At 67.7% G+C, this 23,242-nt stretch carries 25 protein-coding genes and 1 pseudogene; 8 read left to right on the forward strand and 18 right to left on the reverse strand.

From position 1 onward, the window contains the following. Positions 1 to 330: hypothetical protein (locus H0W40_RS09200; protein WP_292445528.1), on the forward strand; the 330-nt coding region annotated here is incomplete at its 5' end. A 114-nt stretch (positions 331 to 444) separates the two neighbouring features. Here H0W40_RS09200 and H0W40_RS09205 read toward each other — a convergent pair. From H0W40_RS09205 to H0W40_RS09220, 4 genes are all read right to left on the reverse strand, one after another. Next, a complete protein-coding gene (locus H0W40_RS09205) occupies positions 445 to 1,602 on the reverse strand; it encodes an alpha/beta hydrolase (protein ID WP_292445530.1) in 1,158 nt (385 codons plus the stop codon). A 107-nt stretch (positions 1,603 to 1,709) separates the two neighbouring features. Further along, on the reverse strand, positions 1,710 to 2,276 hold the full coding sequence (locus tag H0W40_RS09210; protein WP_292445532.1) for a class I SAM-dependent methyltransferase: 567 nt from the start codon (positions 2,274 to 2,276) through the stop codon (positions 1,710 to 1,712). Positions 2,277 to 2,331: 55 nt separating this feature from the next. Next, positions 2,332 to 3,795, reverse strand: coding sequence for an APC family permease (locus H0W40_RS09215; protein WP_292445533.1), 1,464 nt, complete (start codon positions 3,793 to 3,795; stop codon positions 2,332 to 2,334). Positions 3,796 to 3,801: 6 nt separating this feature from the next. Continuing rightward, positions 3,802 to 4,908 carry a catalase family protein gene (locus H0W40_RS09220; RefSeq protein WP_292445534.1) on the reverse strand — a complete coding sequence of 369 codons (1,107 nt, stop codon included), beginning with the start codon at positions 4,906 to 4,908 and terminating at the stop codon, positions 3,802 to 3,804. 258 nt (positions 4,909 to 5,166) lie between these two features. Here H0W40_RS09220 and H0W40_RS09225 point away from each other — a divergent pair. Continuing rightward, a pseudogene (locus tag H0W40_RS09225) lies at positions 5,167 to 7,533 on the forward strand (FdhF/YdeP family oxidoreductase). 97 nt (positions 7,534 to 7,630) lie between these two features. Continuing rightward, positions 7,631 to 8,563: a formate dehydrogenase accessory sulfurtransferase FdhD gene (fdhD, locus tag H0W40_RS09230; RefSeq protein WP_292445535.1), complete on the forward strand. Its 933-nt coding sequence runs from the start codon at positions 7,631 to 7,633 to the stop codon at positions 8,561 to 8,563. On the opposite strand, the gene H0W40_RS09235 is transcribed toward fdhD, so the two are convergent. Beyond that, entirely contained in the window at positions 8,496 to 9,218 is a 723-nt protein-coding gene (locus H0W40_RS09235) for a hypothetical protein (protein ID WP_292445537.1), read from the reverse strand. The two genes, fdhD and H0W40_RS09235, sit on opposite strands and share 68 nt — an antisense overlap. 127 nt (positions 9,219 to 9,345) lie before the next feature. Here H0W40_RS09235 and H0W40_RS09240 point away from each other — a divergent pair, with 127 nt between their 5' ends. The 4 genes from H0W40_RS09240 to H0W40_RS09255 are packed head-to-tail and all read left to right on the forward strand — an operon-like array spanning position 9,346 to position 12,070. Continuing rightward, positions 9,346 to 10,593 carry a glutathione-independent formaldehyde dehydrogenase gene (locus tag H0W40_RS09240; RefSeq protein ID WP_292445538.1) on the forward strand — a complete coding sequence of 416 codons (1,248 nt, stop codon included), beginning with the start codon at positions 9,346 to 9,348 and terminating at the stop codon, positions 10,591 to 10,593. A gap of 10 nt (positions 10,594 to 10,603) precedes the next feature. Then, the gene (locus H0W40_RS09245; protein WP_292445539.1) at positions 10,604 to 11,464 is read left to right on the forward strand and encodes an alpha/beta fold hydrolase; all 861 of its coding nucleotides are present in this window, start codon (positions 10,604 to 10,606) and stop codon (positions 11,462 to 11,464) included. Further along, positions 11,461 to 11,673, forward strand: a complete 213-nt coding sequence (locus H0W40_RS09250) for a DUF2945 domain-containing protein (RefSeq protein WP_292445541.1) — start codon at positions 11,461 to 11,463, stop codon at positions 11,671 to 11,673. The genes H0W40_RS09245 and H0W40_RS09250 overlap by 4 nt, the downstream gene beginning before the upstream one ends. 1 nt (position 11,674) lies before the next feature. Then, entirely contained in the window at positions 11,675 to 12,070 is a 396-nt protein-coding gene (locus H0W40_RS09255) for a DUF3140 domain-containing protein (RefSeq protein WP_292445542.1), read from the forward strand. A 109-nt stretch (positions 12,071 to 12,179) separates the two neighbouring features. On the opposite strand, the gene H0W40_RS09260 is transcribed toward H0W40_RS09255, so the two are convergent. From H0W40_RS09260 to H0W40_RS09285, 6 genes are all read right to left on the reverse strand, one after another. After that, entirely contained in the window at positions 12,180 to 12,506 is a 327-nt protein-coding gene (locus H0W40_RS09260; RefSeq protein WP_292445543.1) for a DUF378 domain-containing protein, read from the reverse strand. Between the two features lie 229 nt (positions 12,507 to 12,735). Continuing rightward, a complete protein-coding gene (locus tag H0W40_RS09265; protein ID WP_292445545.1) occupies positions 12,736 to 13,437 on the reverse strand; it encodes an ABC transporter ATP-binding protein in 702 nt (233 codons plus the stop codon). Then, positions 13,430 to 14,686 (reverse strand): lipoprotein-releasing ABC transporter permease subunit, encoded by a 1,257-nt coding sequence (locus H0W40_RS09270; RefSeq protein ID WP_292445546.1) that lies wholly within the window; start codon positions 14,684 to 14,686, stop codon positions 13,430 to 13,432. Before H0W40_RS09270 ends, H0W40_RS09265 begins: the two co-directional genes overlap by 8 nt. A 131-nt stretch (positions 14,687 to 14,817) precedes the next feature. Continuing rightward, entirely contained in the window at positions 14,818 to 15,585 is a 768-nt protein-coding gene (locus H0W40_RS09275) for a heme-binding protein (RefSeq protein ID WP_292445548.1), read from the reverse strand. A 121-nt stretch (positions 15,586 to 15,706) separates the two neighbouring features. Then, the gene (locus H0W40_RS09280) at positions 15,707 to 16,195 is read right to left on the reverse strand and encodes a DUF1579 domain-containing protein (RefSeq protein WP_292445549.1); all 489 of its coding nucleotides are present in this window, start codon (positions 16,193 to 16,195) and stop codon (positions 15,707 to 15,709) included. A 33-nt stretch (positions 16,196 to 16,228) separates the two neighbouring features. Continuing rightward, positions 16,229 to 16,639 carry a VOC family protein gene (locus tag H0W40_RS09285; protein ID WP_292445551.1) on the reverse strand — a complete coding sequence of 137 codons (411 nt, stop codon included), beginning with the start codon at positions 16,637 to 16,639 and terminating at the stop codon, positions 16,229 to 16,231. Positions 16,640 to 16,862: 223 nt separating this feature from the next. Between H0W40_RS09285 and H0W40_RS09290 the strand changes: the two genes are divergently transcribed. Then, positions 16,863 to 17,510, forward strand: coding sequence for a TetR/AcrR family transcriptional regulator (locus tag H0W40_RS09290; RefSeq protein ID WP_292445552.1), 648 nt, complete (start codon positions 16,863 to 16,865; stop codon positions 17,508 to 17,510). 46 nt (positions 17,511 to 17,556) lie between these two features. Here the strand turns inward: H0W40_RS09290 and H0W40_RS09295 are convergent, their stop codons facing one another. The 7 genes from H0W40_RS09295 to H0W40_RS09325 all read right to left on the reverse strand — a co-directional run bounded on the left by H0W40_RS09295 (position 17,557) and on the right by H0W40_RS09325 (position 23,206). Then, complete coding sequence (locus H0W40_RS09295; protein WP_292445553.1) at positions 17,557 to 17,853, reverse strand: STAS domain-containing protein; 297 nt, start codon at positions 17,851 to 17,853, stop codon at positions 17,557 to 17,559. A gap of 13 nt (positions 17,854 to 17,866) precedes the next feature. After that, entirely contained in the window at positions 17,867 to 18,496 is a 630-nt protein-coding gene (locus H0W40_RS09300; RefSeq protein WP_292445555.1) for a phospholipid-binding protein MlaC, read from the reverse strand. Between the two features lie 141 nt (positions 18,497 to 18,637). After that, positions 18,638 to 19,420 (reverse strand): VacJ family lipoprotein, encoded by a 783-nt coding sequence (locus H0W40_RS09305; protein WP_292445557.1) that lies wholly within the window; start codon positions 19,418 to 19,420, stop codon positions 18,638 to 18,640. Further along, positions 19,417 to 19,899, reverse strand: coding sequence for an outer membrane lipid asymmetry maintenance protein MlaD (gene mlaD / locus H0W40_RS09310; protein WP_292445559.1), 483 nt, complete (start codon positions 19,897 to 19,899; stop codon positions 19,417 to 19,419). The genes H0W40_RS09305 and mlaD overlap by 4 nt, the downstream gene beginning before the upstream one ends. A gap of 29 nt (positions 19,900 to 19,928) precedes the next feature. Continuing rightward, the gene (gene mlaE, locus H0W40_RS09315) at positions 19,929 to 20,711 is read right to left on the reverse strand and encodes a lipid asymmetry maintenance ABC transporter permease subunit MlaE (protein WP_292445561.1); all 783 of its coding nucleotides are present in this window, start codon (positions 20,709 to 20,711) and stop codon (positions 19,929 to 19,931) included. After that, positions 20,708 to 21,544 carry an ABC transporter ATP-binding protein gene (locus tag H0W40_RS09320; protein ID WP_292445563.1) on the reverse strand — a complete coding sequence of 279 codons (837 nt, stop codon included), beginning with the start codon at positions 21,542 to 21,544 and terminating at the stop codon, positions 20,708 to 20,710. Before H0W40_RS09320 ends, mlaE begins: the two co-directional genes overlap by 4 nt. 195 nt (positions 21,545 to 21,739) lie before the next feature. Beyond that, a complete protein-coding gene (locus H0W40_RS09325; RefSeq protein ID WP_292445565.1) occupies positions 21,740 to 23,206 on the reverse strand; it encodes a glutamate synthase subunit beta in 1,467 nt (488 codons plus the stop codon). Between the last annotated feature and the right edge of the window lie 36 nt (positions 23,207 to 23,242).

Here is a 23,242-nt window from a genome sequence, read left to right on the forward strand (position 1 = left end):
CCTGTGCGGCGGCGAGCAGCGCAGGGCTCGTGGCTGAGCGCGCAGCGCGCTTCGTCAACTGACTCGTCGCGGCTGTTTGAGCGCAGTGAGCAAAGCGAACGCAGCGAGTTCCGCGACGCGGCCACGAGACCGAGCAGCGCAGCGCAGTCGGCCCGCAGGGCCGACTGCCGCACTGAAGCGAAGCCCGCCGCGCGCCCGCGGCTTTGCGACCGCACAACATCCGCAAAGCAACAGCAACGCGCGCTGAACGTCCGCAACGGGCCGGTTCCAGACCCTCCCCGCTTTTTGGCGTTCATTCGTCGCCGAAGGCACAGCGCCATGAACCAATGAATTGGCCTGCTACTCGCTCACGCCCTTGCTGAAGGAGTCAAAGGTAAAACGCGACGAGCCGCAAACCTCGCGGTTCACGGCTCGAATCGAGCTGCGGCAATCAGGCGCCGCGCATCATCGGCCGAACGACTCGCGCAGCCGTTCGCCAGCGTACTCCTGCGCGTCCTCGGCATCGTCGACCACGGCGGCCATGCCGAAGAACTCGTGCGTCGTGCCTTCGTAGACTTTGCGTTCGACCTCCACGCCGGCCTTTTCGAGCGCGTCCTCGAGCAGCTCGCCGTCGGTTCGCAGCGGATCGATCTCGGCGTTGATGATGGTCACGGGCGGCAGGCCCGTCAGCTTGGCGTTGACGAGGTCGACGCGCGGGCTGCTCTTGTCGGCCGGCTTGGCGAAGGTCTTCTCAACGAACCACGCGATCATCGGTTTGTTCAGCGGCTTCGCCTGGGCACTGTCGACATACGAGTCGGTCGACAGGTTGCCGGTCTGCGCTACCGGGTAGACCGCGAGCACGTGCACCGGCGGCGTCACGCCCGCATCGATGGCGGCGATGGCGGTGGACACGGCCAGGTTGCCGCCGGCGCTCTCTCCCGCCAGCGCCAGCCTCTTCGGGTCGCCCTTGATCTGCGAGGCGTTCTGCGCAACCCATTTATAGGCGGCCAGCGCGTCGTCCCACGCGGCCGGAAACTTGGCCTCGGGCGCACGCCGGTAATCGACCGATACCACGACCGCCTTGGCCTCGGCCGACAAGCCGCGCGCTCCGGCGTCGTAGACCTCCTTGTCGGCGATGACCCAGCCACCGCCGTGGTAGTACACGATCACGGGGAACGGCCCGTTGCCCTTCGGCGTGTACACGCGCACGGGCAGCGCGCCGGCGGGGCCGGGGATCGTGCGGTCGATGCTGGTCACGCCCGGCACAGCCTCGCCCGGCTCGACCGGCTTGCCTTCCTTCTTGGCCACGGCCATGGCGGCATCGGCCGGCGTCGGCTGCTTGCGGGCCTGCTCCGCGCTGAGGGTTTCGATCGGCTTGCCGTTCATGCCGGCCAGGGTGTCGAGCACCTGCTGCATGCCGCTGTCGGCGTCGTACTTCGTGCCGGTCTCGGACGACGCAGCAGGCCGCTGGTCGGCGGCCGTTTGAGCACGTGCATCTTGAGCAGCGATCCAGCCGGCGCCGGTCAACGCAAGTGCGGCGGCGAGCGCCAGTCGGCGTGGGGCAGCGCCGGGAAGCGCCTTCAGGGATGCGGGCCGGGCGGGGGTGATGCGTCGTGTCTTCATCGAAGTTTTCCGTGGGTTGAATGAGAAATGGCTTGCCTCGTGTAAGGCGAGGCAAGCCACGTTCCCGTTCGCCGCGCTTCGCGGCCGCATCGCGCGCCAGCAGCGTCTCAGCGCGCAGCCAGCTTGCCGCCTTCCGGCACGACCCAGAAGTAAACCGTGTGGTGGCCGATCGTTTCCTGCGCCTGCGGCTTCCAGTCGCCCATGTGGTAGTTGTGCGAGACGATGCGCGTGCCGGGCTTCAACTCCTTGAGCAGCTTGGGCCGCAGCTTCATGTTGATGTCGGGCAGCAGGTAGAGCGTGACGACGGTGGCGTCACTGATGTCGGTGTCGAAGAAGCTCTGCTGGATGAACTTCACCCGGTCGGTCACGCCGGCGGCCTTGGCGTTCTCGTTGGCCTCCTTGATGCGCTGCGGATCGATGTCCACGCCCACGCCCTTCGCACCGCTTTGCTTGACGGCCGAAATGACGATGCGCCCGTCGCCCGAGCCGAGGTCGTAGATGACGTCCTTGCTGGTCACCTTGGCGTGCTTGAGCATGGCCGCGACCACGTCTTCGGGCGTCGGCACGAAAGGCACGTCCTTGCGCACCTCGGCGTCTTGCGCGTGCAGGTGAAAGGCCGGGAGGGCGAGCGCCGGCGCGAGCGCCAGCAAACAAAGGAAAGGACGTTTGTGCATGTCGGTCACCTCGTGCAAGTGGTTGAGCGGTTAATGAAGGAAGAGCACGCCGCGTTCAGCGCCGCTCGGGAACGCTTTGCAGCGCGGCTCCGGTGGCAGCCGCTGGCAGCGCCCGAACGGGACGCCGCGCCAGCCAGTACACCGGCACGCCGAGCAGCAGTACGGCCACGCCGACCAGCGCGCCGGTGCCGGTGTAGCTCAGGCTGGACCACAGCATGAAGGCACTGCTGCCGCAGAACAGCAGCGGTGTGAGCGGATACAGCGGCACGCGAAACGGCCGCTCGCGCTGCGGATCGAGGGCGCGCAAGCGAAAGAGGGCCAGGCCGCTCAAGAGGAAGAAGAGCCAGAAGACCGGCGCCGTGTACTCCACCATCGTCGAAAAGCCGCTGCGCGCCAGCAAGCCCAGGCCGACCAGCGCCAGCACGATGGCCGACTGCAGCAACAGGCCGTTGACGGGCGTATTGGCGCGGCCGTGCCATCGACCGAGGCGGCCGAACAGTGGGAAATCGCGGCCGAGCGCGTAGTTACAACGCGCGCCGGTGATCATGGTGGCGTTGATCGAGGTGAGCGCCGACACCGCCACGATGAGGCTCACCAGCACCGCGCCGCGCTCGCCCAGCGCCTGGCGCATCAGGTCGGCGGCGACTGCTTCCGAGGCGGCCATGCCCGACAGGCCGAGCACGTGCAGGTAGGCCCAGTTCACCACCAGGTACAGCGCGGTGATGAGCACGATGCCGATGACCAGCGCACGGGCAATGCCCGAGCGCGAGCCGCGCATCTCGCCCGACACGTAGGCCGATTCGTTCCAGCCGCCATAGGTGAGCAGCACGAACACCATCGCCAGGCCGAGCGTGGTGGTCGGCGCGGGGGCGCCGGGCTCGGGCACCGGCAGCGGCGTGGGCGTGGCAAAGCTCAAACCGACGACCGCGATGGCGATCACTCCCAGCACTTCCAGGCTGGTGAACAGGTGCTGCACTCCGGTGCCCTGGCGGATGCCCATCAGGTTGACCGCTGTGAAGGCCAGCACCGCCAGCACCGCGTAGATCGCCACCGAATACGTGCCGAGCGGCCAGAGCTGCGAAGCGTAGTCGCCGAACACGTAGGCGAGCAGCGCGATCGAGCCGGTGTGCATGACGGTCATGCGCGCCCAGGCGAACAGGAAGGACGGCCCGCTGCCGAAAGCCCGCTTGAGGTAGTGGTAGTCGCCGCCGGTGCTCGGGTAGGTGCTGGCCAGCTCGGCATAGCACAGCGCGCCGATCAGCGCGATGGCCCCGCCCGCCAACCACAGGCCCAGCATCAGCGCGCCACTGTCCACGTTCGCCGCCACCAGCGAGGGCGCCTTGAAGATGCCTGCGCCGATGACCAGGCCGATGGTGACGATCACCGCGTCGGTGACCGAGAGCGTGGCTACGGGCTCTGCGTCGCGCGGCCCTCCCCGTGCTGAACCGCCGGGCCCGGCCCCGCCGCCGCCCGACTCGCGGCCCGGCACATCGATACGACCGCTTTCGCGCGCCTTCATGCGCGCCTAACCAGGCAAGTTTTCCAGCACGCGGGGCTCGTCCACCGGCTGCTGGTTGCGGCTTTCGCGGAAGGCGCGTGCCGCCTCGTAGGCGGCCTTGCGCACGCGCATGACCGAGCCGATCGGCCGGTGCGCCGCCAAGCCGTGCCAGGGGCTGAAGGACATGCGGTCGTCCACCGCATCGGCGCGCGCCGCAGTCCACGAAGGCTGCGCCGCCACGCGGATGCGTGCCACGGCGACGTAAGGGCTGCGCTCCTCGGGCCACACGACCTTGGCGTCCTCGATGGGCATTTCCTCCAGATTCGTGCACAGCTGCACGCGCAATTCCCACGTGCCGCCGCGCCGCGCAAAGTGCTCGGCCACGGCCTCGCGCAGGCCGTTGGGCATGCCGTCGATATCGACCGCCTTCTTCGTCAGCACGGTGAGCTCGGGCGCAATCGGCGCCACCGCCACCTTGGCCATGTACTCGCCCCACAGCACCGGCACCTGGCTGTAATACGTTTCGCCGAGCGGGTGGGTTTCGGGGTGGCCGCCCATGCTCATGATGGTGGGGCTCTGCCCGCCTGCGCTCTCGATCACCTTCTCCACGCCCTGCAGCACGGAGGACAAGACCTTCTTCAGGCCCGGCGCCTTGTCGGTGGTGGCCGCCAGCAGCTTAAGGCTCTTGAGGAAGCTCTTGGCATCGCTCTTGAGAAAGGCCGGCGCGTTGACGAGCACGAAGTCCTGCGTGTTGTGACCCTCGGAGCCATGCAGGCGTTCCCCCTGCACACCCACCACTTTGATGGCAAGGCCGCGCGGGGTGGAAACGTTGTCGTCGAGGATGTCCCCCGGAATGGTCGACAGCCGCATGACCACCGGATAGCGCCCCGGCTTCGCAGCCAACCCCTGCGCCAAGTGCGGCGGCAAGCCGACGAGCACCTCGAGTTCGCCCTGCAGGAGGGCATGACTCTTGGCATGCACGCTGCGCAGCGCATGGCCACCGTCCTCGAAGGTCTTCTCCTGAATCTTGCGCATGGTTTCGACCAACGCGCGGGTGGTCTCGGCCTCGTCGGGCTCGGGCCTTTCGAACACGGGTTCATAGCGCACGGGAACGGCGGGGGGACGGCTCGACATCGCGAGGACTCCTTCGAAACGGTTCGCCGCACCAGCAAGCGCCGCGCCTGCTTGTGCTCCGGCCAAGGCAGCGCCGGTGGGCGCGTTCCTTGCCCACCGAGCAAGGTCGACCGAAGGCGGCTGCAACCGACGTGCCATCGAGTCACGACCTTCGACACACGAGAGCTGACCGCACGCCAGCGTTCACAGATGCAAGCGAATGTTCTGGCTTTCGCGCCAAGCCGCAAATGCCCTGAAGTACCGAGGAAAGATTGCCGCATGGCTGACCACCGAGACGATCCACCGCCGCAGCGCGGCACGCAGGCCGAAACCGAGATCGAAACCTACCGCGGCCCGTCGGGCGGATGGGGGTCGCTGTCTTCCGTGACCGACATCCTGCTGCGCGAGCAGATCGCCGTCGAAGGCGGCCGCGTGCTCCTGCACCAGAACAAACCCGAGGGCTTCGCCTGCGTGAGCTGCGCCTGGGCCAAGCTGCCGCATCCCAAGCCCTTCGAGTTCTGCGAGAACGGCGCGAAGGCCACGGCCTGGGAGCTGACCCGCAAGCGCGTCGATCCCGGCTTCTTCGCGCGGCACAGCCTGGCCGAACTGGAAACGTGGTCCGATCACGAGCTGGAAGCGGCAGGGCGCCTCACTCACCCGATGCGCTGGGACGGCACAACCGACCGCTACGTCGAGGTGACGTGGCAATCGGCTTTCGAGTAGATCGGCCGCGAGCTGCGCAAGCTGGCGCCGGAGTCGGTGGTGTTCTACACGTCCGGGCGCGCCTCGCTCGAGGCCTCGTACATGTGGCAGTTGTTCGCGCGCCTGTACGGCACGAACCACCTGCCCGATTCGTCGAACATGTGCCACGAGAGCAGCTCCGTGGCACTGCCGAAGAGCATCGGCTCGTCGGTCGGCACCATCTTCCTCGACGACTTCGAGCACACCGACTGCATCTTCTACCTCGGCCAGAACGTCGGCACCTCGAGCCCGCGCATGCTGCATCAACTGCAGAGCGTGGCCGAGCGCGGTGTGCCGATCGCCGTGTTCAACCCGCTCAAGGAGCGCGGGCTCGAACGCTTCACCGATCCGCAGTCCCCCACCGAGATGCTGAGCGGCAGCGAAACGCGCATCGCCTCGCACTACTACCAGCTGAAGAACGGCGGCGACATCGCCGCGCTCTTCGGCGTGGCCAAGGCGTTGATCGAGGCCGATGACGCGGCGCAGGCGCAAGGCGGCGCACGGGTGCTCGACGCCGAATTCATAGACCAGCACACGCAGGGCTTCGAAGCCTTTGCCGAAGCGGCGCGCGGGCACGAGTGGATCGCGCTCGAACGCCACAGTGGCCTGTCGCGCACCGAGATGGAAGAAGCCGCGCGCCTGTACGCCAAGGCCGAGCGCGTGATGGCTGTCTACGGCATGGGCCTCACCCAGCACCGCGCCGGCGTGGACAACGTGGCGATGGTGTGCAACCTGATGCTGCTGCGCGGCAACATCGGCAAGCCCGGCGCGGGCATCTGCCCGGTGCGCGGCCACTCCAACGTGCAGGGCCAGCGCACGGTGGGCATCACCGAAAAGCCCGAACTGGCGCCGCTCGACAAGCTGGCCGAGCAGTACGGCTTCGCGCCGCCGCGCTGGAAGGGGCACGGCACCACGGACGCATGCGAGGGCGTGCTGAGCGGCGAGGTCAAGGGCTTTCTCGGGCTGGGCGGCAACTTCATCCGCGCGGTGCCGGAGACGGCCGCGATGGAGGAGGCCTGGCGACGCCTGCCGCTGACCGTGCAGGTCGCCACCAAGCTCAACCGCAACCACGTCATCCACGGCAGGGTCGCGTACCTGCTGCCCTGCCTGGGCCGCATCGAGATCGACGAGCAGCGCGGCGGCCCGCAGGCGGTGTCGGTGGAAGACAGCCTGGCGCACATCCACGGCTCGCGCGGACAGACGGCGCCGGCCAGCCCGCATCTGCGCTCCGAGCCGCGCATCGTGGCCGAGCTGGCCAAGGCCACGCTGGCACCGAACGAGCATGTCGATTGGGACGCCTGGGCCGGCGACTATTCGAAGGTGCGGCTGGCCATCGCCGAGACGTATCCGGAGATATTCCGTGACCACATGGCCGAGCCCTACGAGCGCGCGATGTGGCGGCCCGGCGGCTTCGCGCGGCCCATTCCCGCGCGGCTGCGCCAATGGGAAACGGAGAGCGGCAAGGCGCAGTTCATCGTGCCGGCGGGTCTGTTCGCCGGCATCGAGCCGGAGGAGGCCGACCGCGCCGAGGTGCTGCAGCTCATGACCCTGCGCTCGAACGACCAATTCAACACCAGCATCTACGGCCTGCACGACCGCTTCCGCGGCGTGAAGGGCACGCGCCGCGTGGTGTTCATGAACCGCGGCGACATCGCCCGCTTGGGCCTGGCCGACGGCGAGACGGTCAGCCTGGCGACCGCCGTGGACGACGGCGTAAAGCGCGAAGTGCACGGCATGCGCGTGACCGCCTACGACATTCCGCCCGGCTGCTGCGGCGCCTACTACCCCGAGTGCAACCCGCTCATTCCCTTGTGGCACCGCGCCGAGGATTCCAAGGTGCCGGGCTTCAAGGCTACGCCGGTGAGAGTGCGGCGCGAAAGCGCTGCGGCTCAGGGGCCGGCATGAGCGGCCCGCCCTCTCGCGGGTGCAATACCGAAGCGGCGCATTCCCCAACGAGCAGTGCGGTGCCGAACGCTGAAGCCGGCATGGCGGCATCGATGCGATGAGCGCCGAACTGCACGGCAGCATCGCCTCGCCGCTGGTTTGCCTGCCGCGGCTGCGCTCGCAGGACGGCGGCGCGTTGGTCGCTGATCAGCGAACCGTGCCCGAGGAAACCGCCATCGCCTTCGTGTACGACGGCGCGCCGCACGCGGTGATGATGGCCACGCCGGCCGATCTGGAAGACTTCGCGCTCGGCTTCAGCTTGTCGGAGGCGGTGATCGACGTGCCGGCGCAGATCGCCGCGTTGGAGATCTGCCCGACGCCGCTCGGCATCGAGCTGCGCATGCAGCTCGCCGCCCGCAGCGACAAGGCCTGCACCAAGCGCCACCGCCTCACCGGCCCGAGCGGCTGCGGCCTGTGCGGCGTGGAAACGCTGGACGCGGCATCCAAGCCGGTGCGCTGGCTGCGCGACGAGGGCGCGCGCTGGCGCTGTTCGCCCGACGACATCGCGCAGGCGATGCAGGCACTCGGCGACGCGCAGGCACTCAACCGCGAGGCGCGGGCCCTGCATGCCGCCGGCTTCTGGCGCCCGGGCGCCGGACTGGTGGCATTGCGCGAGGACGTGGGCCGCCACAACGCGCTGGACAAGCTGGCCGGCGCCCTTGCACAACGACGCACGGCTGGCGCGAGCGGCATGGTCCTGCTCACCAGCCGCATCTCGGTGGAGCTGGTGCAGAAAACCGCCCGCCTGGGCGCGCCGATGATCGCCGCGGTTTCGGCGCCGACCGCCCTGGCGGTGCGCACGGCGCACGCTTGCGGCATCACGCTGGTGGCACTGGCGCGCGGCCGCGATTTCGAGGTCTACAGCCACGCGGACCGGATCGATGACGACCCCGCTGGAGCGACCCGGGAACGGCGCTTGCCCATCACAGGTTCAACCGAACGCCCAAGCGGTTCGGCCCCTTTTCCATCTTGCTCAGGAGCATCGCAATGAAATTCCAAGCCACAGCCCTCGCCGCCACCATTTGCCTGGCCTTCGCACCGGCCCTCCATGCAGGAGACGGCAGCATGAAGCACGGTTCCGGCAAGGACGCCACGACGGCGGGCGCCTCCAGCGGCGCAGCAGGCACCACGACCAATCGCAGCGGCTCCGGCTCACCCGCCGGCGACGACACGGTCACCGCGCCGAGCCAGCGCGAGAACACAACGACCGGCACCATGAAGGGCCAGTCCTCGGACGGCAGCATGAGCGGCTCGTCCAGCGGCAGCACGAGCGGCTCGGGCACGGCGCCCAACCGCAGCGGCTCCGGCTCACCCGGCGGCGACGACACGGTCACCGCGCCGAGCCAGCGCGAGAACACAGCGACCGGCACCATGAAGGGCCAGTCCTCGGACGGCAGCATGAGCGGCTCGTCCAGCGGCAGCACGAGCAGCTCGGGCACGGCGCCCAACCGCAGCGGCTCCGGCTCACCCGCCGGTGACGACACGGTCACCGCGCCGAGCCAGCGCGAGAACACAACGACCGGCACCATGAAGGGCCAGTCCTCGGACGGCAGCATGAGCGGCTCGTCCAGCGGCAGCACGAGCGGCTCGGGCACGACGCCCAACCGCAGCGGCTCCGGCTCACCCGCCGGCGACGACGCGGTCACCGCGCCAAGCCAGCGTTAAAGCTCCCGGCTTGTCGACGACGGCGAAGCGCTCAGCGCTTCGCCGTTTTCTTTTGCGGGTACGGCATCTGCCCTCCGCAGGGGCCGCCTCAACCGAAGGAGCCGCCGCATGAAAGCCATCGTCTACAACGGCCCACACGACGTGCAAGTCAAGGAGGTACCCGATCCGAAGATCGAGTACGCCACCGATGTCCTGGTCAAGATCAGCAGCAGCAACATCTGCGGCTCCGACCTGCACATGTACGAGGGCCGCACCAGCCTGGAGGCGGGCCGCATCATCGGCCACGAGAACCTGGGCGAGGTGATCGCAGTCGGCAAGGCCGTGCTGCGCGTGAAGGTCGGCGACAAGGTCTGCATACCCTTCAATTGCAGTTGCGGTTACTGCAAGAACTGCGAGCGGGGCTACACGAGCGCCTGCCTGTCGATGAACCCGGGCAAGGTCGGCGCGGGCTACGGCTACGCCGACATGGGCCCCTACGAAGGCGGCCAAGCCGAGTACCTGCGCGTGCCCTATGGCGACTTCAACTGCCTCGTGCTGCCCGACGATGCCGAGGAGAAAGAAAACGACTACGTGATGCTGGCCGACATCTGGCCGACCGGTTATCACGCAGTGGAGCTCTCCGGCTTTCAGCCCGGTGAATCGATCGTCATCTACGGCTGCGGCCCGGTCGGGCTCATGGCAGCCTACTCGGCGCAACTGCGCGGCGCGAGCCGGGTGATGGTGATCGACCGCCATCCCGACCGGCTGGCGCTGGCCGAGCGCATCGGCGCCATCGCGATCGACGACCGCAACCGCGACCATGTCGAGCAAGTGCTCGATTTCACCGAAGGCGAAGGCGCCGACCGCGGGTGCGAATGCGTCGGCTACCAGTGCCACGACCCGGCCGGCCACGAGGTGCCCAACGGCACCATGAACGACTTGGTGAAGTCGGTGCGCGCCACCGGCGGCCTGGGTGTCGTGGGCGTGTTCGTGCCGGAAGACCCGGGCGGCGCCGACGAGCTGGCCAGGAAGGGCGAGATCGCCTTCGACTTCGGCGCGTTCTGGAACAAGGGCCTCTCCATGGGCACCGGCCAGGCCAACGTGAAGGCCTACAACCGGCAGTTGTGCCGGCTCATCCAGCTCGACCGCGCGCAACCCGCCTTCATCGTCTCGCACGAATGCTCGCTCGAGGAAGCGCCCGAAGCCTACGAGCACTTCGACAAGCGCGACGACGGCTGGACCAAGGTGGTGCTCAAGCCGGGCCTGTCGGCCGGTGGCAAGGCAGCGGGCAAGGCCGGCGCCGGCGCAAACACCGGGGCCGAGGACAGCAAGGCCGAAAAGTCCCACGCCCATGCGCACGCAGGCGGCGCGAAGTGAAGGACCGGGCATGCACCACCTCTCGACGGGTATCGGCAAGCCGCTCCTGCTGATCCACGGCCTGGGCGGTAGCTGGCGTTCATGGACGCCGGTGCTGGGGCCGCTCGCAGCGCGGCGCCAGGTGATCGCGGTGGATCTGCCCGGCTTCGGCGAAACGCCGCCGCTGCCCGGCGAGGTGTCGATCGCGACGCTGGCCGACGCGACCTGCGACTTTCTCAAAGCCCGGCACCTGATCGGCGTGGACGCGGTCGGCAGCTCGATGGGTGCGCGCCTCGTGCTCGAACTCGCGCGCCGCGGTGCGATCGGCGCGACTGTCTCTCTGGACCCCGGCGGCTTCTGGCAGGGGTGGGAGCGCAGCTTCTTCCACCGCTCGATCGGCCTGTCGATCAAGTTGGTGCGGCTGCTGCAGCCGGCGATGCCGTGGATCACCGGCAATGCTTTCGGCCGCACGCTGCTGCTCTCGCAGCTCTCGGCACGGCCCTGGGCGCTGCCGGGCGACCTGGCGCTCATGGAGATGCGCAGCTACGCGCAGTCGCCCTCGTTCGACCCCCTGCTGCGCTCGCTGGTCTTCGGACCCGAGCAACGAGGGGCGGCGGCAGGGAGCACGCCCGGGCCGATCACCATCGGCTGGGGCCGCCAAGACCGCGTGTGCCTGCCCCGCCAAGCCGCGCGGGCGCTGCAACGCTTTCCCGGCGCGCGGCTGCACTGGTTCGAGCGCTGCGGCCACTTCCCTCACTGGGATCAACCCGAGCAGGCGGCGCGGCTGATCCTCGAGGCGACGGGCGACGCGGTGCGCAAGCCCGCGACCGCTTCGCCGCATTCCAACACCGCCACTGCGACGGCAACGCCGCAAGAAGGAGTCAACACATGACAGATCAACTGAAGAAGGGTGACCCGGTCGAATGGAACACTTCGCAGGGCAAGACCACCGGCACGGTGACCAAGAAAGTGACCAGCACCGCGAAGGCCGGAGGACACACCGCCAAGGCCTCGTCCGGCGATCCGCAATACGAGGTGAAGAGCGACAAGACCGGCAAGACCGCGATCCACAAGCCCGATGCGCTGAAGAAAGGGCACTGAGATGGCCACGTCCGACACCCACCGCGCCCCCGCCAAGCGCGGCGCCGCGAAGGACGATGCTGCCGCGGAGCACCGCAGCACGTTGGCCGAATTCAAGAAGGCCGTGAACATGGCGCCCGCCAAGCTGGAGCGCTGGCTGGAAAGCGAAGACTCGAAGGAGGTCGGGTGGGTGCACGAAGGCGAGCACGAATCCGTCGGCCACCACTCGGGCCGGCGCATCGTGGAATTGCTGCGCGCCCGGCAGGCCGATCTGTCGGACGAAGATTGGGCGCACATGCGCAAGGTCGTCGGCTACGTGCACCGCCACCTTGCACAGCGGCCCGCGGGCGATGTGCGCGAGACGCGCTGGCGCTACTCTCTGATGAACTGGGGGCACGACCCGCTGGCGCACCACTGAAGCGGCGTCGGCGCGGCCTTCAATGCGCCGTCCTCGACTGACAGTCGGCAAAACGAAAAGCGGAAGGGCCCCGCACGGCAACCTCTCCGCCTTGCGCCGAAACGTCGCCTCAATACATCGGCTGCGGTGATCTGCGCCGCTCGACGAAGTTGGGATGCCCCGGGCCGTAGTCAGAGCCGAAGCGGTTTTCGGTGTTCGGCGAACGAGCCACCCGCGGGTACAAGGTGAGCGCGTAGATGCCCGCGGCGCCGACCAGCACGTAAATGATGCGCGTGAGCAGCGAGCCTTCGCCGAACAGCGCACTCACCAGGTTGAGGTCGAACAGCCCGATCAGTCCCCAGTTCAGGGCACCGACGATCACCAGGGCGAGCGCGATCGAGCCGATCACCGACTGCGACTTGTGAGCCGTTTCGTGGGAGGTTGAAGCATTGGCCATGACAGTCCTTTCTGGGTAGAGAAACTAGAGCTACGGGAACCTTCGTTCGGGCACATGCCATGCCCGCCAATACGCCTGCCCATCGCCGGCGTTTCGCCATGCATGCCCTTGTCGCCTCGCTCTGGCACAGCCACGTCTACGAAGATCCAATCCGGTCAGCTCATCACGCCGGGTGTCCGCATGTGGCCGAGCATGCGCTGATGAAGAAGCTCGTCCGGACCTATGGCGATCAGTCGCCGAGCCGGCCGCGATCCAGAAAGAGCCGCCGGTCGCAGCGCGCCGCCAGCGACTCGTCGTGCGTCACCACCACATAGGCGGTGCCGACCGCCGCAGCCAGCTTGCGCATCAGCGCGAACACGCCGTCAGCGGTGCTGCGGTCGAGGTTGCCGGTGGGCTCGTCGGCCAGCACGCACGCCGGCCGCGTGACCAGCGCGCGCGCCACCGCGACGCGCTGGCGCTCGCCCCCCGACAACTCCGACGGCCGGTGCGCGGCGCGCCCTGCCAAGCCCACCGAAGCGAGCATCGCCTGCGCCTGCGCCTGCGCCTCGTCGCGCGTCATGCGGCGGATGAGCAGCGGCATCGCCACGTTGTCGAGAGCGCTGAACTCGGGCAACAGATGGTGGAACTGATAGATGAACCCGAGGTGCGCGTTGCGCCAGGCGCCCTGGGCCGCGGCGTCCATGCCGGCGCCCTGGCCGCTGAGCGCACGGCCCATCAGCTCCACGCTGCCGGCGCTGGGTTCGTCGAGCCCGCCGAGCAGGTGCAGCAAGGTGCTTTTGCCCGAACCCGAAGCGCCCACCACGGCCAGGGTTTCGCCGCGCGCCACGGCGATGTCCACGCCCTGCAGCACCGCCACGTCGAGGCCGCCCTCGCGGAAGCGCTTGTGCAGGCCGCGGCCCCGCAAGACCGCGTCCCCCGCCGCCTCACTCATAGCGCAAGGCCTGCGCCGGCTGCACGCGGCTCGCGCGCCAGCTCGGGTAGAGCGTGGCCACGAAGGCCAGCACCAGCGAGATCAGCGCGATGGGCGCGATGTCGGCCATCTGCGGATCGCTCGGCATGCGGTTGATGAGATAGATGCTGCCCGGCAGAAAGCTCGCCTGGAACAGCCGCTCGAGCGCCGGCACGATGACGTCGATGTTGAGCGCGACCAGCAGGCCCAGTGCCAGCCCGCCCAGCGTGCCCAGCACGCCCGACAGCGCGCCCTGCACCATGAAGATGCCCATGATCGAGCGCGGGCTCGCACCCAGGGTGCGCAGGATGGCGATGTCGGCCTGCTTGTCGGTCACCGTCATCACCAGCGTGCTCACAAGGTTGAACGCGGCCACTGCGACGATCAGGGTGAGGATGATGAACATCATGCGTTTTTCGAGCTGCACCGCGTCGAACCAGTTGCGGTTGGTGCGGGTCCAGTCACGCACCGCCACGTCGGGGCCCAGGCTCATCGCCAGTTCGGCGGCGACCGTGCGTGCGTCCTGCTGGTCGTCCAGGCGGAGCTGCACGCCGGTGGGCCCTTCCACGCGAAAGAGCCGCGCTGCGTCGTCCACGTGCATCAGCGCCAGGCCGCTGTCGTACTCGTAGTGGCCGGACTCGAACACGCCCGCCACCGTCATCTGCTTGAGCCGCGGCACCACCCCGGCCGGCGTGACCTGCCCATTGGGCGTGACGATGGTGACCGCATCGCCCACCCGCACGCCCAGGCTGCGCGCGAGCTCGCCGCCGAGCACGATGCCCCAATCGCCGGGCCGCAGTTCGGCGAGCACGGTCCCGGCCAGCTCGGCGGCCAGCGGCGTGACCTTGGGCTCCTCGGCGGGGTCGATGCCGCGCACGACCACGCCTCGCATGTCCTCGCCGCGCGCCACCAGGGCCTGCGCCGCGATGAAGGGCGCGGCGCCGCGCACTTCCGGGTGCTGCATCGCCTGCGCCGCGAGAGCGCGCCAGTCGGCCAGGGCCGCGCCACCCCCGCCGAACACTTCGACATGCGCCACCACACTGAGCATGCGGTCGCGCACCTCTTTCTGGAAGCCGTTCATCACACTCAGCACGATGATGAGCGCGGCCACGCCGAGCGCGATGCCGAGCATCGAGACGCCGGAGATGAAGGAGATGAAGGCGTTGCGCCGGCCGCCGCGGCCCGCGCGCGTGTAGCGCCAGCCGATGAGGAGTTCGTAGGGCCACTGCATGTGCGCGGGATGCTACCCGAGGGCACCCTGCGCTCGCCCCGCCATGGGCAAGGCGGCGAACGGCTGCGCCGACGACCTCGAAGGCGTTCGGGCAGAAGAGCTGCCCGAAGCTCCACCGGCGCGTTGCTGCGCTACTTGCGGGTGGGCGGCAACTGCGCCACCACCGCGTCTTCCGCGCCTGCGCCCCCTGGGACGCAGTGAGGCTGCGACCATGGTCCTTCGAAGCTGATCTGGTCCACACCGCCCGGCCCGACGCCCCCCGGCACGTAGTCGAGCACCAGCGCGCTCCGCGTGCGCCAAGCGATGGCGTGGTCGGCACAGGAACTGTCACCGGACACGCCTACCGCACCCACCAGCGCCTTGTTCGCGTTGTACAGCGCCAGCCCGCCGCCGAAGACATTGATGCCGCCGACACGCTTGCCCGTCATCGGATCGTTCGGTTGACCGAAGCGCCGGCCTTCGCCCTTGTAGGCATCGAATGTATCGACCGGATTGCTGTGCTGCAGGCCGTAAAGGCTGCCGCCCGGCTGTACTGCGGTGTAGAGGTTGGCGGTGGAAAGCGCCAGACCCGGCAAGCTGAAAGCGTTGGCGGTGTAGGCCTTCTGCGCCGAGATGACCCGACTGCCCGGCCATTGCGAACCACGCTCGACGCCGGTGAAGGCTACGGCACACACGATGCCGTCGCGGTTGACGACGGTGCCCCACATGTCGAGATCGAAGCCGCCGTTGGAGGCATGCCGCGCCTGCGTCAGGGCCGCCTTGAGCTGCGCGTGCGAAGGCAGCCCCGCACAGGAGCGCTGATCGTCCGAAGCCCAGGCAGGCGAAGCAACGGCCAGCGTCAACAAGCCGGCCAGCAAACCTGCGGATCCGGCCGCGCGTGCGATGTTTTTCTTGCTCATACGGTTCTCCTGAGTCAGTGGGGGCCGGTCGATGCCGGGACTCGAACTGTCGGAGATAGAGGCGCCGCTGGCTGCTGCCTCCCCTAATTCAAAGTAGGTGCCGACCCGCCATTCCTCGCGGCTACCACTTGCGGTGGTAGTTCGCCGTCATGAACTGCGTCCATTCGCCGTCGTCACCGAGCACGTGGGAGGTCAGCATGCGGTGGTCAGGGCTCTTGATCTCGATCACGTCGCGGTAGGTCGCCAGCGTGCCGTCACCCGAGAAGCTCGGGCCCTGAGACTCGAGCGTCAGCACCTTGCCAGCCGCGTCGAGCGATCCGTTCGTGTAGATCCACAGGTGGCTCATCATCGAGCCGACCCACGTGCCCGTGTAGCGAGCCGCCTGGGGGTCGTAACCTAGCGTCAGGAGCATGGTGCCCGTCTCGCCGCCGGGCATTTCGGCACGGCCCTCGCAGAGAACCCAATAGCCGCCGAGCGCGCGCACGCTCTCGGTGCCCTTGAACTTCTGCGGCGCCGCGCCGGGCTCGCAGGCCGCTTCGGATTCGGACGTCCATTCGCCCACGAGTCGATCCAGCCAGCGATGCTGCTCGTGCGGTTCGGTGTTCATCATCGTCATCTCCTCGGGTTCGTTGCCTGGCGTGGCTCAAGGGGCCACGACGATCATCCACGACACGCCGAAGCGGTCGGCGACCATGCCGAAGCTCGGCGAGAAGAAGGTCGGCCCGAGCGGCATCTGGATCTGCCCGCCGTCGCTCAGGGCGGTGAACAGCCGGTCCGCCGCGGCCGCGTCGGGCGCGGACAGCGACAGCGAGACACCCTGGAAATTCGGCTTGCCCGAGCACATGCCGTCCGAGGCCATCACTTCGCTGTCGCCGATCCGAAAGGAGGCATGCATAACCTTCTCGGCGCCAGCGCTGCCGGCCGGGCACATGGCGGGCTCGGGGCTGTCCTTGTAGCGCATGAAGTCACCCGGCTCGGCGCCGAGCGCGCGACGGTAGAACTCGATCGCCTCTTCGCAGCGACCTTCGAAGAAAAGATAGGGTTGGATGCGCATTTCAGTTCCTTTCATATTAGGGGTGGGCAGGAAACACGAGGAATCGTTCGACACGGGCAGGGCACGGGTTCAAGGCGCTGCCACGACCTTTACGAGACGCCGAAGCGGTTGAATGAGCGTGTGTGGACAGCGTACACTTTGTTTGTGTATGGTGTCCACAATATCCGACCAGAAATCATGGACACTGTCCACATCCTGTTTCCATCGTTCACATCGAGCAGTCATGAAGAGCACGGCACCCGGCGCTCCACCGCAACGCAGCACCTACCGCCACGGCGACCTGCGGCGAGCGCTGATCGAGGCCGGGATCGAGCTGGCGCGTGCCGACGGGCCCGACGCGGTGGTGCTGCGGGAGGCCACTCGCCGCGCCGGCGTGGTGCCGAATGCGGCCTACCGGCACTTCGCGAGTCGCAACGATCTGTTGCAGGCCGTGCGAGCGGCGGGCCTGGCGGCACTGGCCGTTGCCATGGAGGAAGAGCTGGCGCGGCTGGGCCGAGGCCGGCGCGGCAAGGAATTCGCCCGTGCGAGCTTGCGAGCGGTGGGCGCAGGCTACCTGCGCTTCGCGCAGGCGGAACCAGGCTTGTTCCGCACCGCGTTTTCTGTGTCCGAAGAGATCATCGGCACGCCCGATCCCGCCAAGGCCGGCGAGAGCGGGTTGAACCCGTTTCAACTGCTGGGCGCCGCGCTCGACCGCATGGTGCAAGCGGGCGTGCTGCCCGCCGAGCGCCGGCCGGGCGCGGAGTTCCTGGCTTGGTCAGCAGTGCACGGGCTATCCCTGCTGGTGATCGACGGTCCGCTGCACGCCTTGAGCCCGGCGCAGGTGCAGCCGCTCGGGCAGCGCTTGCTCGAAATGGTCGAGAAGGGCTTGTAGGCCGAGCCCGTTGAGGCCGAGGGAGGGCTGCGAGCGTTAACCGCCTCTAGCGCGCTCGCACCGCTGCTTGCACCGACGGCGGCTCCAGCAGCAGATCGAGCCCGTACAGCCGGGCCAGCCCCACGAGCTTGGGCGGCAGCGCGTGCAACTCGAAGCGCTTGCCCCAGGTCTGCGCGAGGCGCCGGCACTCGAGCAACACCGCGAGCGCCGAGGAGTCGAACTGCTGCAGCTGCGAGCCGTCGATCACGAGCAAGGGCTCGGTCTCGCGTTCGAGCGCGAGCGTCAGCAAGCGCAGCGTGTCGCGCGCCTCACGCATGCCGAGGGTTTCCGGCAGCAGCAGCATGGCTGTCGCGGCCTCAGCTCTTGGAGGCGGCCGACTTGTTGCGCTCGGTCATCTTGGCGATCAAGCCGTCGATGCCGCCGGCGGAGATTTCTCGCGCGAAGCTGTTGCGGTAGTTCTCGACCAGCCAGATGCCGAGAACATTGACGTCGTAGATCTTCCACCCCTGGGCTCGCTTCTCGAGCCGGTAGTCGAGCTGGATCGGCTGGCCGCTGCCCTTGACTTCCGTGCGCACGATGACCTCGGTGTCCTCGGGCCGGCTGCGCATCGGACGTACCTCCACGACCTGGTCCTTCACTTCCCTCAGCGCACCGGAATAAGTGCGCACCAACAGGGTCTTGAACTCGGCCATCAGCTTTTGCTGCTGCTCCGGCGTGGCTTGCCGCCAGTAGCGCCCGACCGCCGCGGCGGTCATGCGCTCGAAGTTCACATGCGGCATCACCTTGGCGTCGACGAGCGCCATGATCTTGCTGACGTCGCCGGTCTGCAAACTCTTGTCGGCCTTGACCGTGTCGATGACTTCGCCTGACACCTGCTTGACCAGCGCATCGGGCGTCTGGGTTTGAGCCTGGGCCGGTGCATGCACCGACACGAATGCGCTGACGCCCAGGGCGACGAGGCGGGCGAGAAATTGACGTTTCAACATGCAATCCTTTCGGTTCTGGAACAACTCCCGATCACTGGTTTCGAGCCTGATTGCTGCGCGAGGTTCAGCAACCGCTCACGGCATTTCAATTCAACTTGCGCTGAACCCGGCCCAATGTGCTCCGGCGCACCCAACACCGCTTCAGCGCACCGGCGCTTCGCTGGCGGTCCCGGAACGAAGCGAGGCGGCGCCGGGTGCCGGCAAGGGCAGATCGGGGCGCTCATCGTAATCGTCCTCCGGCGGATCGCCGTCGTAGACCAGATTGCGGCGGCGCTGCAGGAATGCGTCGCGCACGAAGGTGTACTTGTCGAGCGCGATGTCGTCGAGCAGATTGGTCGCCCGGAGCAGGCCGGCGCGCGTGTTGATGACGCGAACGACGGTCAGCGTCGCGCTGGCCGCCAGGGGGCTGGCCAACTGGTCGGGAGAGGCCTTGATGTCGATGGGCAGGCCGATCGAGTCGCGCACCGTCGAGGGGCCGAGGATGGGCCACACGATATAGGCACCCGGCTCGAAGCCCCACACGCCGAGCGTCTGGCCGAAGTCTTCGTAGTGCGGCTCGAGGCCCAGCTCGCTGCCCCAATCGACGAAGCCGCCGATGCCCAGCACGGTATTGACCGCGAAGCGCATGGTGTCGCTGGCGCTGTCGGCAGGGCGCCCCTGCAGCAGCAGGTTGACCGCCGACCAGGCGTCTTTCAGATTGTTGAAGAAGTTGTCGACGCCCAGGCGAACGGTGCTCGGCACCACGTCGCGATAAACACGCGCCGGCGGCACGATCACGTACTTGTCGACCGTCTCGTTGAAGCCGTAGACCTTGCGGTTCAGCTTCTCCAATGGATCGGGTTGTTGCTGCGTGGCGCAACCGGCCAGAAAACCGACGGCCAAGGCGGCACCCAGCCAGCGGCGCCAGCGTCTCGAACGGCTCACTTGATCTCTCCTGCGTTGCTGCCCGAATCTGCCGCCTTGTCGAACAGAAACTGGCTGATCAGGTTTTCGAGCACGACCGCCGATTGCGTCATCGTGATGCGGTCCCCGGCAGCAAGCACCGCCTCCTCCGCACCCGGCTCGACGCCGATGTATTGCTCGCCGAGCAGGCCCGAGGTCAGGATCTTGGCCGAGCTGTCCTTCGGAAACGTGAACCGTTTCTCCAGGTGGAGTTCGGCATTGGCCTGGTAAGTGACCTTGTCGAAGCCGATCGACGCCACGCGGCCGACCACCACGCCGGCGCTCTTGACCGGCGCGCCGGATTTCAGCCCGCCGATGTTGTCGAAGCGGGCGTTGACGGTGTAGGTGTCCTCGAAGCTCAGCGTCAGCAGGTTGCCGGCCTTGAGCGCCAGAAACAGCAGTGCGACCGCGCCGATCATCACGAACAGGCCGACCCACAGGTCGTACTTCGATTTTTGCATTTCGCCTTCTCCCTTCGGGTGCGCCGCGTTCAGATGGAAAACATCATCGCGGTGAGTAGGAAATCGAGCCCCAGCACGGCCAGCGATGCCACCACCACGGTCCGTGTGGTGGCCCGAGAAACGCCCTCGGGGGTGGGCTGGCAGTTGAAGCCCTGCAGCAGCGCGACGAAAGTGACGGTCACGCCGAACACGAAACTCTTGACGACGCCGTTGCCTACGTCGGCGAACACGTCGACGCCGCCCTGCATCTGCGACCAGAAGCCGCCGGCGTCGATGCCGATCATCACCACGCCGACGAGGTAGCCACCGATGATGCCCACGGCGCTGAACACCGCCGCGAGCAGTGGCATCGTGATCACCCCTGCCCAGAAACGAGGAGCGAGCACGCGCTGCACCGGGTCGACGGCCATCATCTCCATCGCAGTGAGTTGTTCGCCCGCCTTCATGAGGCCGATCTCAGCGGTCAGCGAGGTGCCGGCGCGCCCGGCGAACAGCAGCGCGGTAACCACCGGCCCGAGTTCTCGCACGAGCGACAGCGCCACCAGCAAGCCGAGCGCTTCGGAAGAACCGTAGCGCTGCAGCGTGTAGTAGCCCTGCAGGCCGAGCACGAAGCCGACGAAAAGGCCCGAGACGGTGATGATCGCCAGGGAATGGTTGCCGAGGAAATGCACCTGCTCGACGATGAGCCGGCCGCGCCGGAAAGCCGATCCGAAGCTGGCGACCAGGCGCACGAACAGCCGCGCACTCGCGCCAAGCGCCGTCAGACCGCTGCGCACCGCGAAACCGACGTCGCTGGGCCGCCACCAGCTCATCGGGGCCCCATCCTGAAATCCTGCTCGATCGTTGTCGCCGGGTAATGAAAGTGCACGGGGCCGTCAGGCTCGCCGTCGACGAACTGGCGCACTAGGGGGTCGGAGCTCTCGCGCATCTGTTGCGGCGTGCCCTGGGCGACCACGCCGCCATTGGCGAGGAAGACGACCTGGTCGGCGATGGAAAAGGTTACGTCCACATCGTGTGATACGACGATGCTGGTGATGCCGAGCGACTGGTTCAGCTCGCGGATGAGCCGTGCAGCCACGCCCATCGAGATGGGGTCGAGCCCGGCGAACGGCTCGTCGTACAGCATGAGCTCCGGATCGAGCGCAATGCCACGCGCCAGCGCGACGCGTCGCGCCATGCCGCCCGAAATCTCGCTGGGCATCAGCTCGCGCGCACCGCGCAGGCCGACCGCGTTGAGCTTCATCATTGCCAAGTCGCGGATCATGACCTCGGGCAGGCCGCTGTGCTCGCGCAGCGGAAAGGCGACGTTGTCGAACACCGACAGATCGGTGAACAGCGCACCGAACTGGAACAGCAGGCCCATTCGGCGACGCACGGCATAAAGCGCATCGCGATCGAGCGTGGAAATATCGATCCCATCGAACAGCACCTGCCCGGCCATCGGGTCGATCTGGCGGCCGATGAGCCTGAGCACCGTGGTCTTGCCGCCGCCCGACGTGCCCATGAGTGCGACCACGCTGCCGCGCGGCACCGCCACTTCGACGTCGCGCAGGATCACGCGTTCGCCATAACCGCAGGTGACGCGCTTGAGTTCGACCAGGGGTGGGCGGCTGTCGGCGGACGACGGCACGGAGCGACTTGTCATGGGCCCAATACGAAAACGCCGGCTCGAACCGAGCCGGCGGCAAGCATGATAGGGGATAACACCGAGCGGAGTCGGAGCGCGCCGGGGCTGTGCGCCCCGTCGCGCGAACGACCGTGACGCACCTTGCAGATCGGATGTGACGCGCGGCTGTGGCGCGCGACTGTGTGTGCCCTGGCGCGCGTCCGGAGCCGGGCCCTAGCGGGGCAGGTCGCTCGCGCCCATCAGCTCCTCGTCGACCGCCCGGGCGGCCTGCCGACCTTCCCGAATCGCCCATACGACGAGCGACTGGCCGCGGCGCATGTCGCCGGCCGCGAAGACCTTGCCGATGTTGGTGCGGTAGCCACCGAGGAAGTCGGTGCTCGCCTTCGCGTTGCCCCGGTTGTCCTTCTCGACACCGAAGGCGTCGAGCACGGAAGCCACGGGGTTGACGAAACCCATTGCCAGCAGCACGAGATCGGCCTTCAGGATTTCCTCGCTGCCGGGCACTTCGACCATCTTGCCGCCCTGCCACTCGACCCGAACCGTCTTGAGCGCCGTCACCTTGCCGCCCTCGCCGATGAACTCCTTGGTGCCGATGGCAAACTCGCGCTCGCAGCCTTCTTCGTGGCTCGAACTGGTGCGCAGCTTGTAGGGCCAGTAGGGCCAGGTCAGCGCCTTGTTCTCTTCCTCCGGGGGCTGCGGCATGAGCTCGAACTGGGTCACGCTCTTCGCACCGTGGCGGTTGCTGGTGCCCACGCAGTCGCTGCCAGTGTCGCCGCCGCCGATCACGATCACGTGCTTGCCGGTCGCCATGATCTGGCGCGCGACTGCGTCCCCCGCGTTGACCTGGTTTTGCTGCGGCAGGAACTCCATCGCGAAATGCACGCCGTCGAGATCGCGGCCCGGCACCGGCAGGTCGCGCGACTGCTCGGCGCCGCCGGTCAGCAGCACTGCATCGAAGTCGGCCCGGAGCTGCTCCGGCGTGATGGTCTGGCGGGCCACGTTCATGACTTTCGAGCCCTTGGGCAACTCGCCGACCATGACACCGGCGCGAAACCGAACCCCTTCGGCGCGCATCTGTTCGATGCGGCGATCGATGTGCGACTTCTCCATCTTGAAGTCGGGGATGCCGTAGCGCAGCAGGCCACCGATGCGGTCGTTCTTCTCGAACAGCGTGACCTCATGGCCGGCGCGGGCGAGCTGCTGCGCAGCGGCCATGCCGGCCGGGCCGGAGCCGACCACGGCCACGGTCTTGCCCGTCTTGATCTTCGGCAACTGCGGCTTGACCCAGCCCTCGGCCCAAGCGCGGTCGATGATGGCGTGCTCGATCGACTTGATGCCGACCGGATCGTCGTTCACGTTGAGCGTACAGGCCGCCTCGCAGGGCGCCGGGCAGATGCGGCCGGTGAACTCGGGAAAGTTGTTGGTCGAGTCGAGCACCGTGAAGGCGTTTGCCCAGTCGTTGCGGTACACGAGGTCGTTGAAGTCCGGAATGATGTTGTTGACCGGGCAGCCCGAATTGCAGAACGGCGTGCCGCAGTCCATGCAGCGCGCGCTCTGGATCTTCGCGTCGTCGGCTTTGAGCCCGATGACGAATTCCTTGTAGTTCTTCAGCCGCTCGACGACCGGGGCATAGCCTTCCTCGACGCGCTCGAACTCCATGAAGCCGGTGATTTTTCCCATGATTCTTTTTCCCGTACTGACCGATATTCGTGGACG

Origin of the sequence: Methylibium sp. (assembly GCF_013817345.1) — a bacterium.
GTDB lineage: Bacteria > Pseudomonadota > Gammaproteobacteria > Burkholderiales > Burkholderiaceae_C > Methylibium.

What these genes read in the sequence shown, in the direction of transcription:
- H0W40_RS09300 (WP_292445555.1), bottom strand. Translation starts at nt 18,496, where the DNA reads ATGTTGAAACGTCAATTTCTCGCCCGCCTCGTCGCCCTGGGCGTCAGC.
- H0W40_RS09280 (WP_292445549.1), bottom strand. Translation starts at nt 16,195, where the DNA reads ATGATGAACACCGAACCGCACGAGCAGCATCGCTGGCTGGATCGACTC.
- H0W40_RS09210 (WP_292445532.1), bottom strand. Translation starts at nt 2,276, where the DNA reads ATGCACAAACGTCCTTTCCTTTGTTTGCTGGCGCTCGCGCCGGCGCTC.
- H0W40_RS09285 (WP_292445551.1), bottom strand. Translation starts at nt 16,639, where the DNA reads ATGCGCATCCAACCCTATCTTTTCTTCGAAGGTCGCTGCGAAGAGGCG.
- H0W40_RS09205 (WP_292445530.1), bottom strand. Translation starts at nt 1,602, where the DNA reads ATGAAGACACGACGCATCACCCCCGCCCGGCCCGCATCCCTGAAGGCG.
- H0W40_RS09275 (WP_292445548.1), bottom strand. Translation starts at nt 15,585, where the DNA reads ATGAGCAAGAAAAACATCGCACGCGCGGCCGGATCCGCAGGTTTGCTG.
- H0W40_RS09265 (WP_292445545.1), bottom strand. Translation starts at nt 13,437, where the DNA reads ATGAGTGAGGCGGCGGGGGACGCGGTCTTGCGGGGCCGCGGCCTGCAC.
- H0W40_RS09290 (WP_292445552.1), top strand. Translation starts at nt 16,863, where the DNA reads ATGAAGAGCACGGCACCCGGCGCTCCACCGCAACGCAGCACCTACCGC.
- H0W40_RS09260 (WP_292445543.1), bottom strand. Translation starts at nt 12,506, where the DNA reads ATGGCCAATGCTTCAACCTCCCACGAAACGGCTCACAAGTCGCAGTCG.
- H0W40_RS09255 (WP_292445542.1), top strand. Translation starts at nt 11,675, where the DNA reads ATGGCCACGTCCGACACCCACCGCGCCCCCGCCAAGCGCGGCGCCGCG.
- H0W40_RS09245 (WP_292445539.1), top strand. Translation starts at nt 10,604, where the DNA reads ATGCACCACCTCTCGACGGGTATCGGCAAGCCGCTCCTGCTGATCCAC.
- H0W40_RS09215 (WP_292445533.1), bottom strand. Translation starts at nt 3,795, where the DNA reads ATGAAGGCGCGCGAAAGCGGTCGTATCGATGTGCCGGGCCGCGAGTCG.
- fdhD (WP_292445535.1), top strand. Translation starts at nt 7,631, where the DNA reads ATGAGCGCCGAACTGCACGGCAGCATCGCCTCGCCGCTGGTTTGCCTG.
- H0W40_RS09220 (WP_292445534.1), bottom strand. Translation starts at nt 4,908, where the DNA reads ATGTCGAGCCGTCCCCCCGCCGTTCCCGTGCGCTATGAACCCGTGTTC.
- mlaE (WP_292445561.1), bottom strand. Translation starts at nt 20,711, where the DNA reads ATGAGCTGGTGGCGGCCCAGCGACGTCGGTTTCGCGGTGCGCAGCGGT.
- H0W40_RS09295 (WP_292445553.1), bottom strand. Translation starts at nt 17,853, where the DNA reads ATGCTGCTGCTGCCGGAAACCCTCGGCATGCGTGAGGCGCGCGACACG.
- H0W40_RS09325 (WP_292445565.1), bottom strand. Translation starts at nt 23,206, where the DNA reads ATGGGAAAAATCACCGGCTTCATGGAGTTCGAGCGCGTCGAGGAAGGC.
- H0W40_RS09320 (WP_292445563.1), bottom strand. Translation starts at nt 21,544, where the DNA reads ATGACAAGTCGCTCCGTGCCGTCGTCCGCCGACAGCCGCCCACCCCTG.
- H0W40_RS09270 (WP_292445546.1), bottom strand. Translation starts at nt 14,686, where the DNA reads ATGCAGTGGCCCTACGAACTCCTCATCGGCTGGCGCTACACGCGCGCG.
- H0W40_RS09240 (WP_292445538.1), top strand. Translation starts at nt 9,346, where the DNA reads ATGAAAGCCATCGTCTACAACGGCCCACACGACGTGCAAGTCAAGGAG.
- mlaD (WP_292445559.1), bottom strand. Translation starts at nt 19,899, where the DNA reads ATGCAAAAATCGAAGTACGACCTGTGGGTCGGCCTGTTCGTGATGATC.
- H0W40_RS09250 (WP_292445541.1), top strand. Translation starts at nt 11,461, where the DNA reads ATGACAGATCAACTGAAGAAGGGTGACCCGGTCGAATGGAACACTTCG.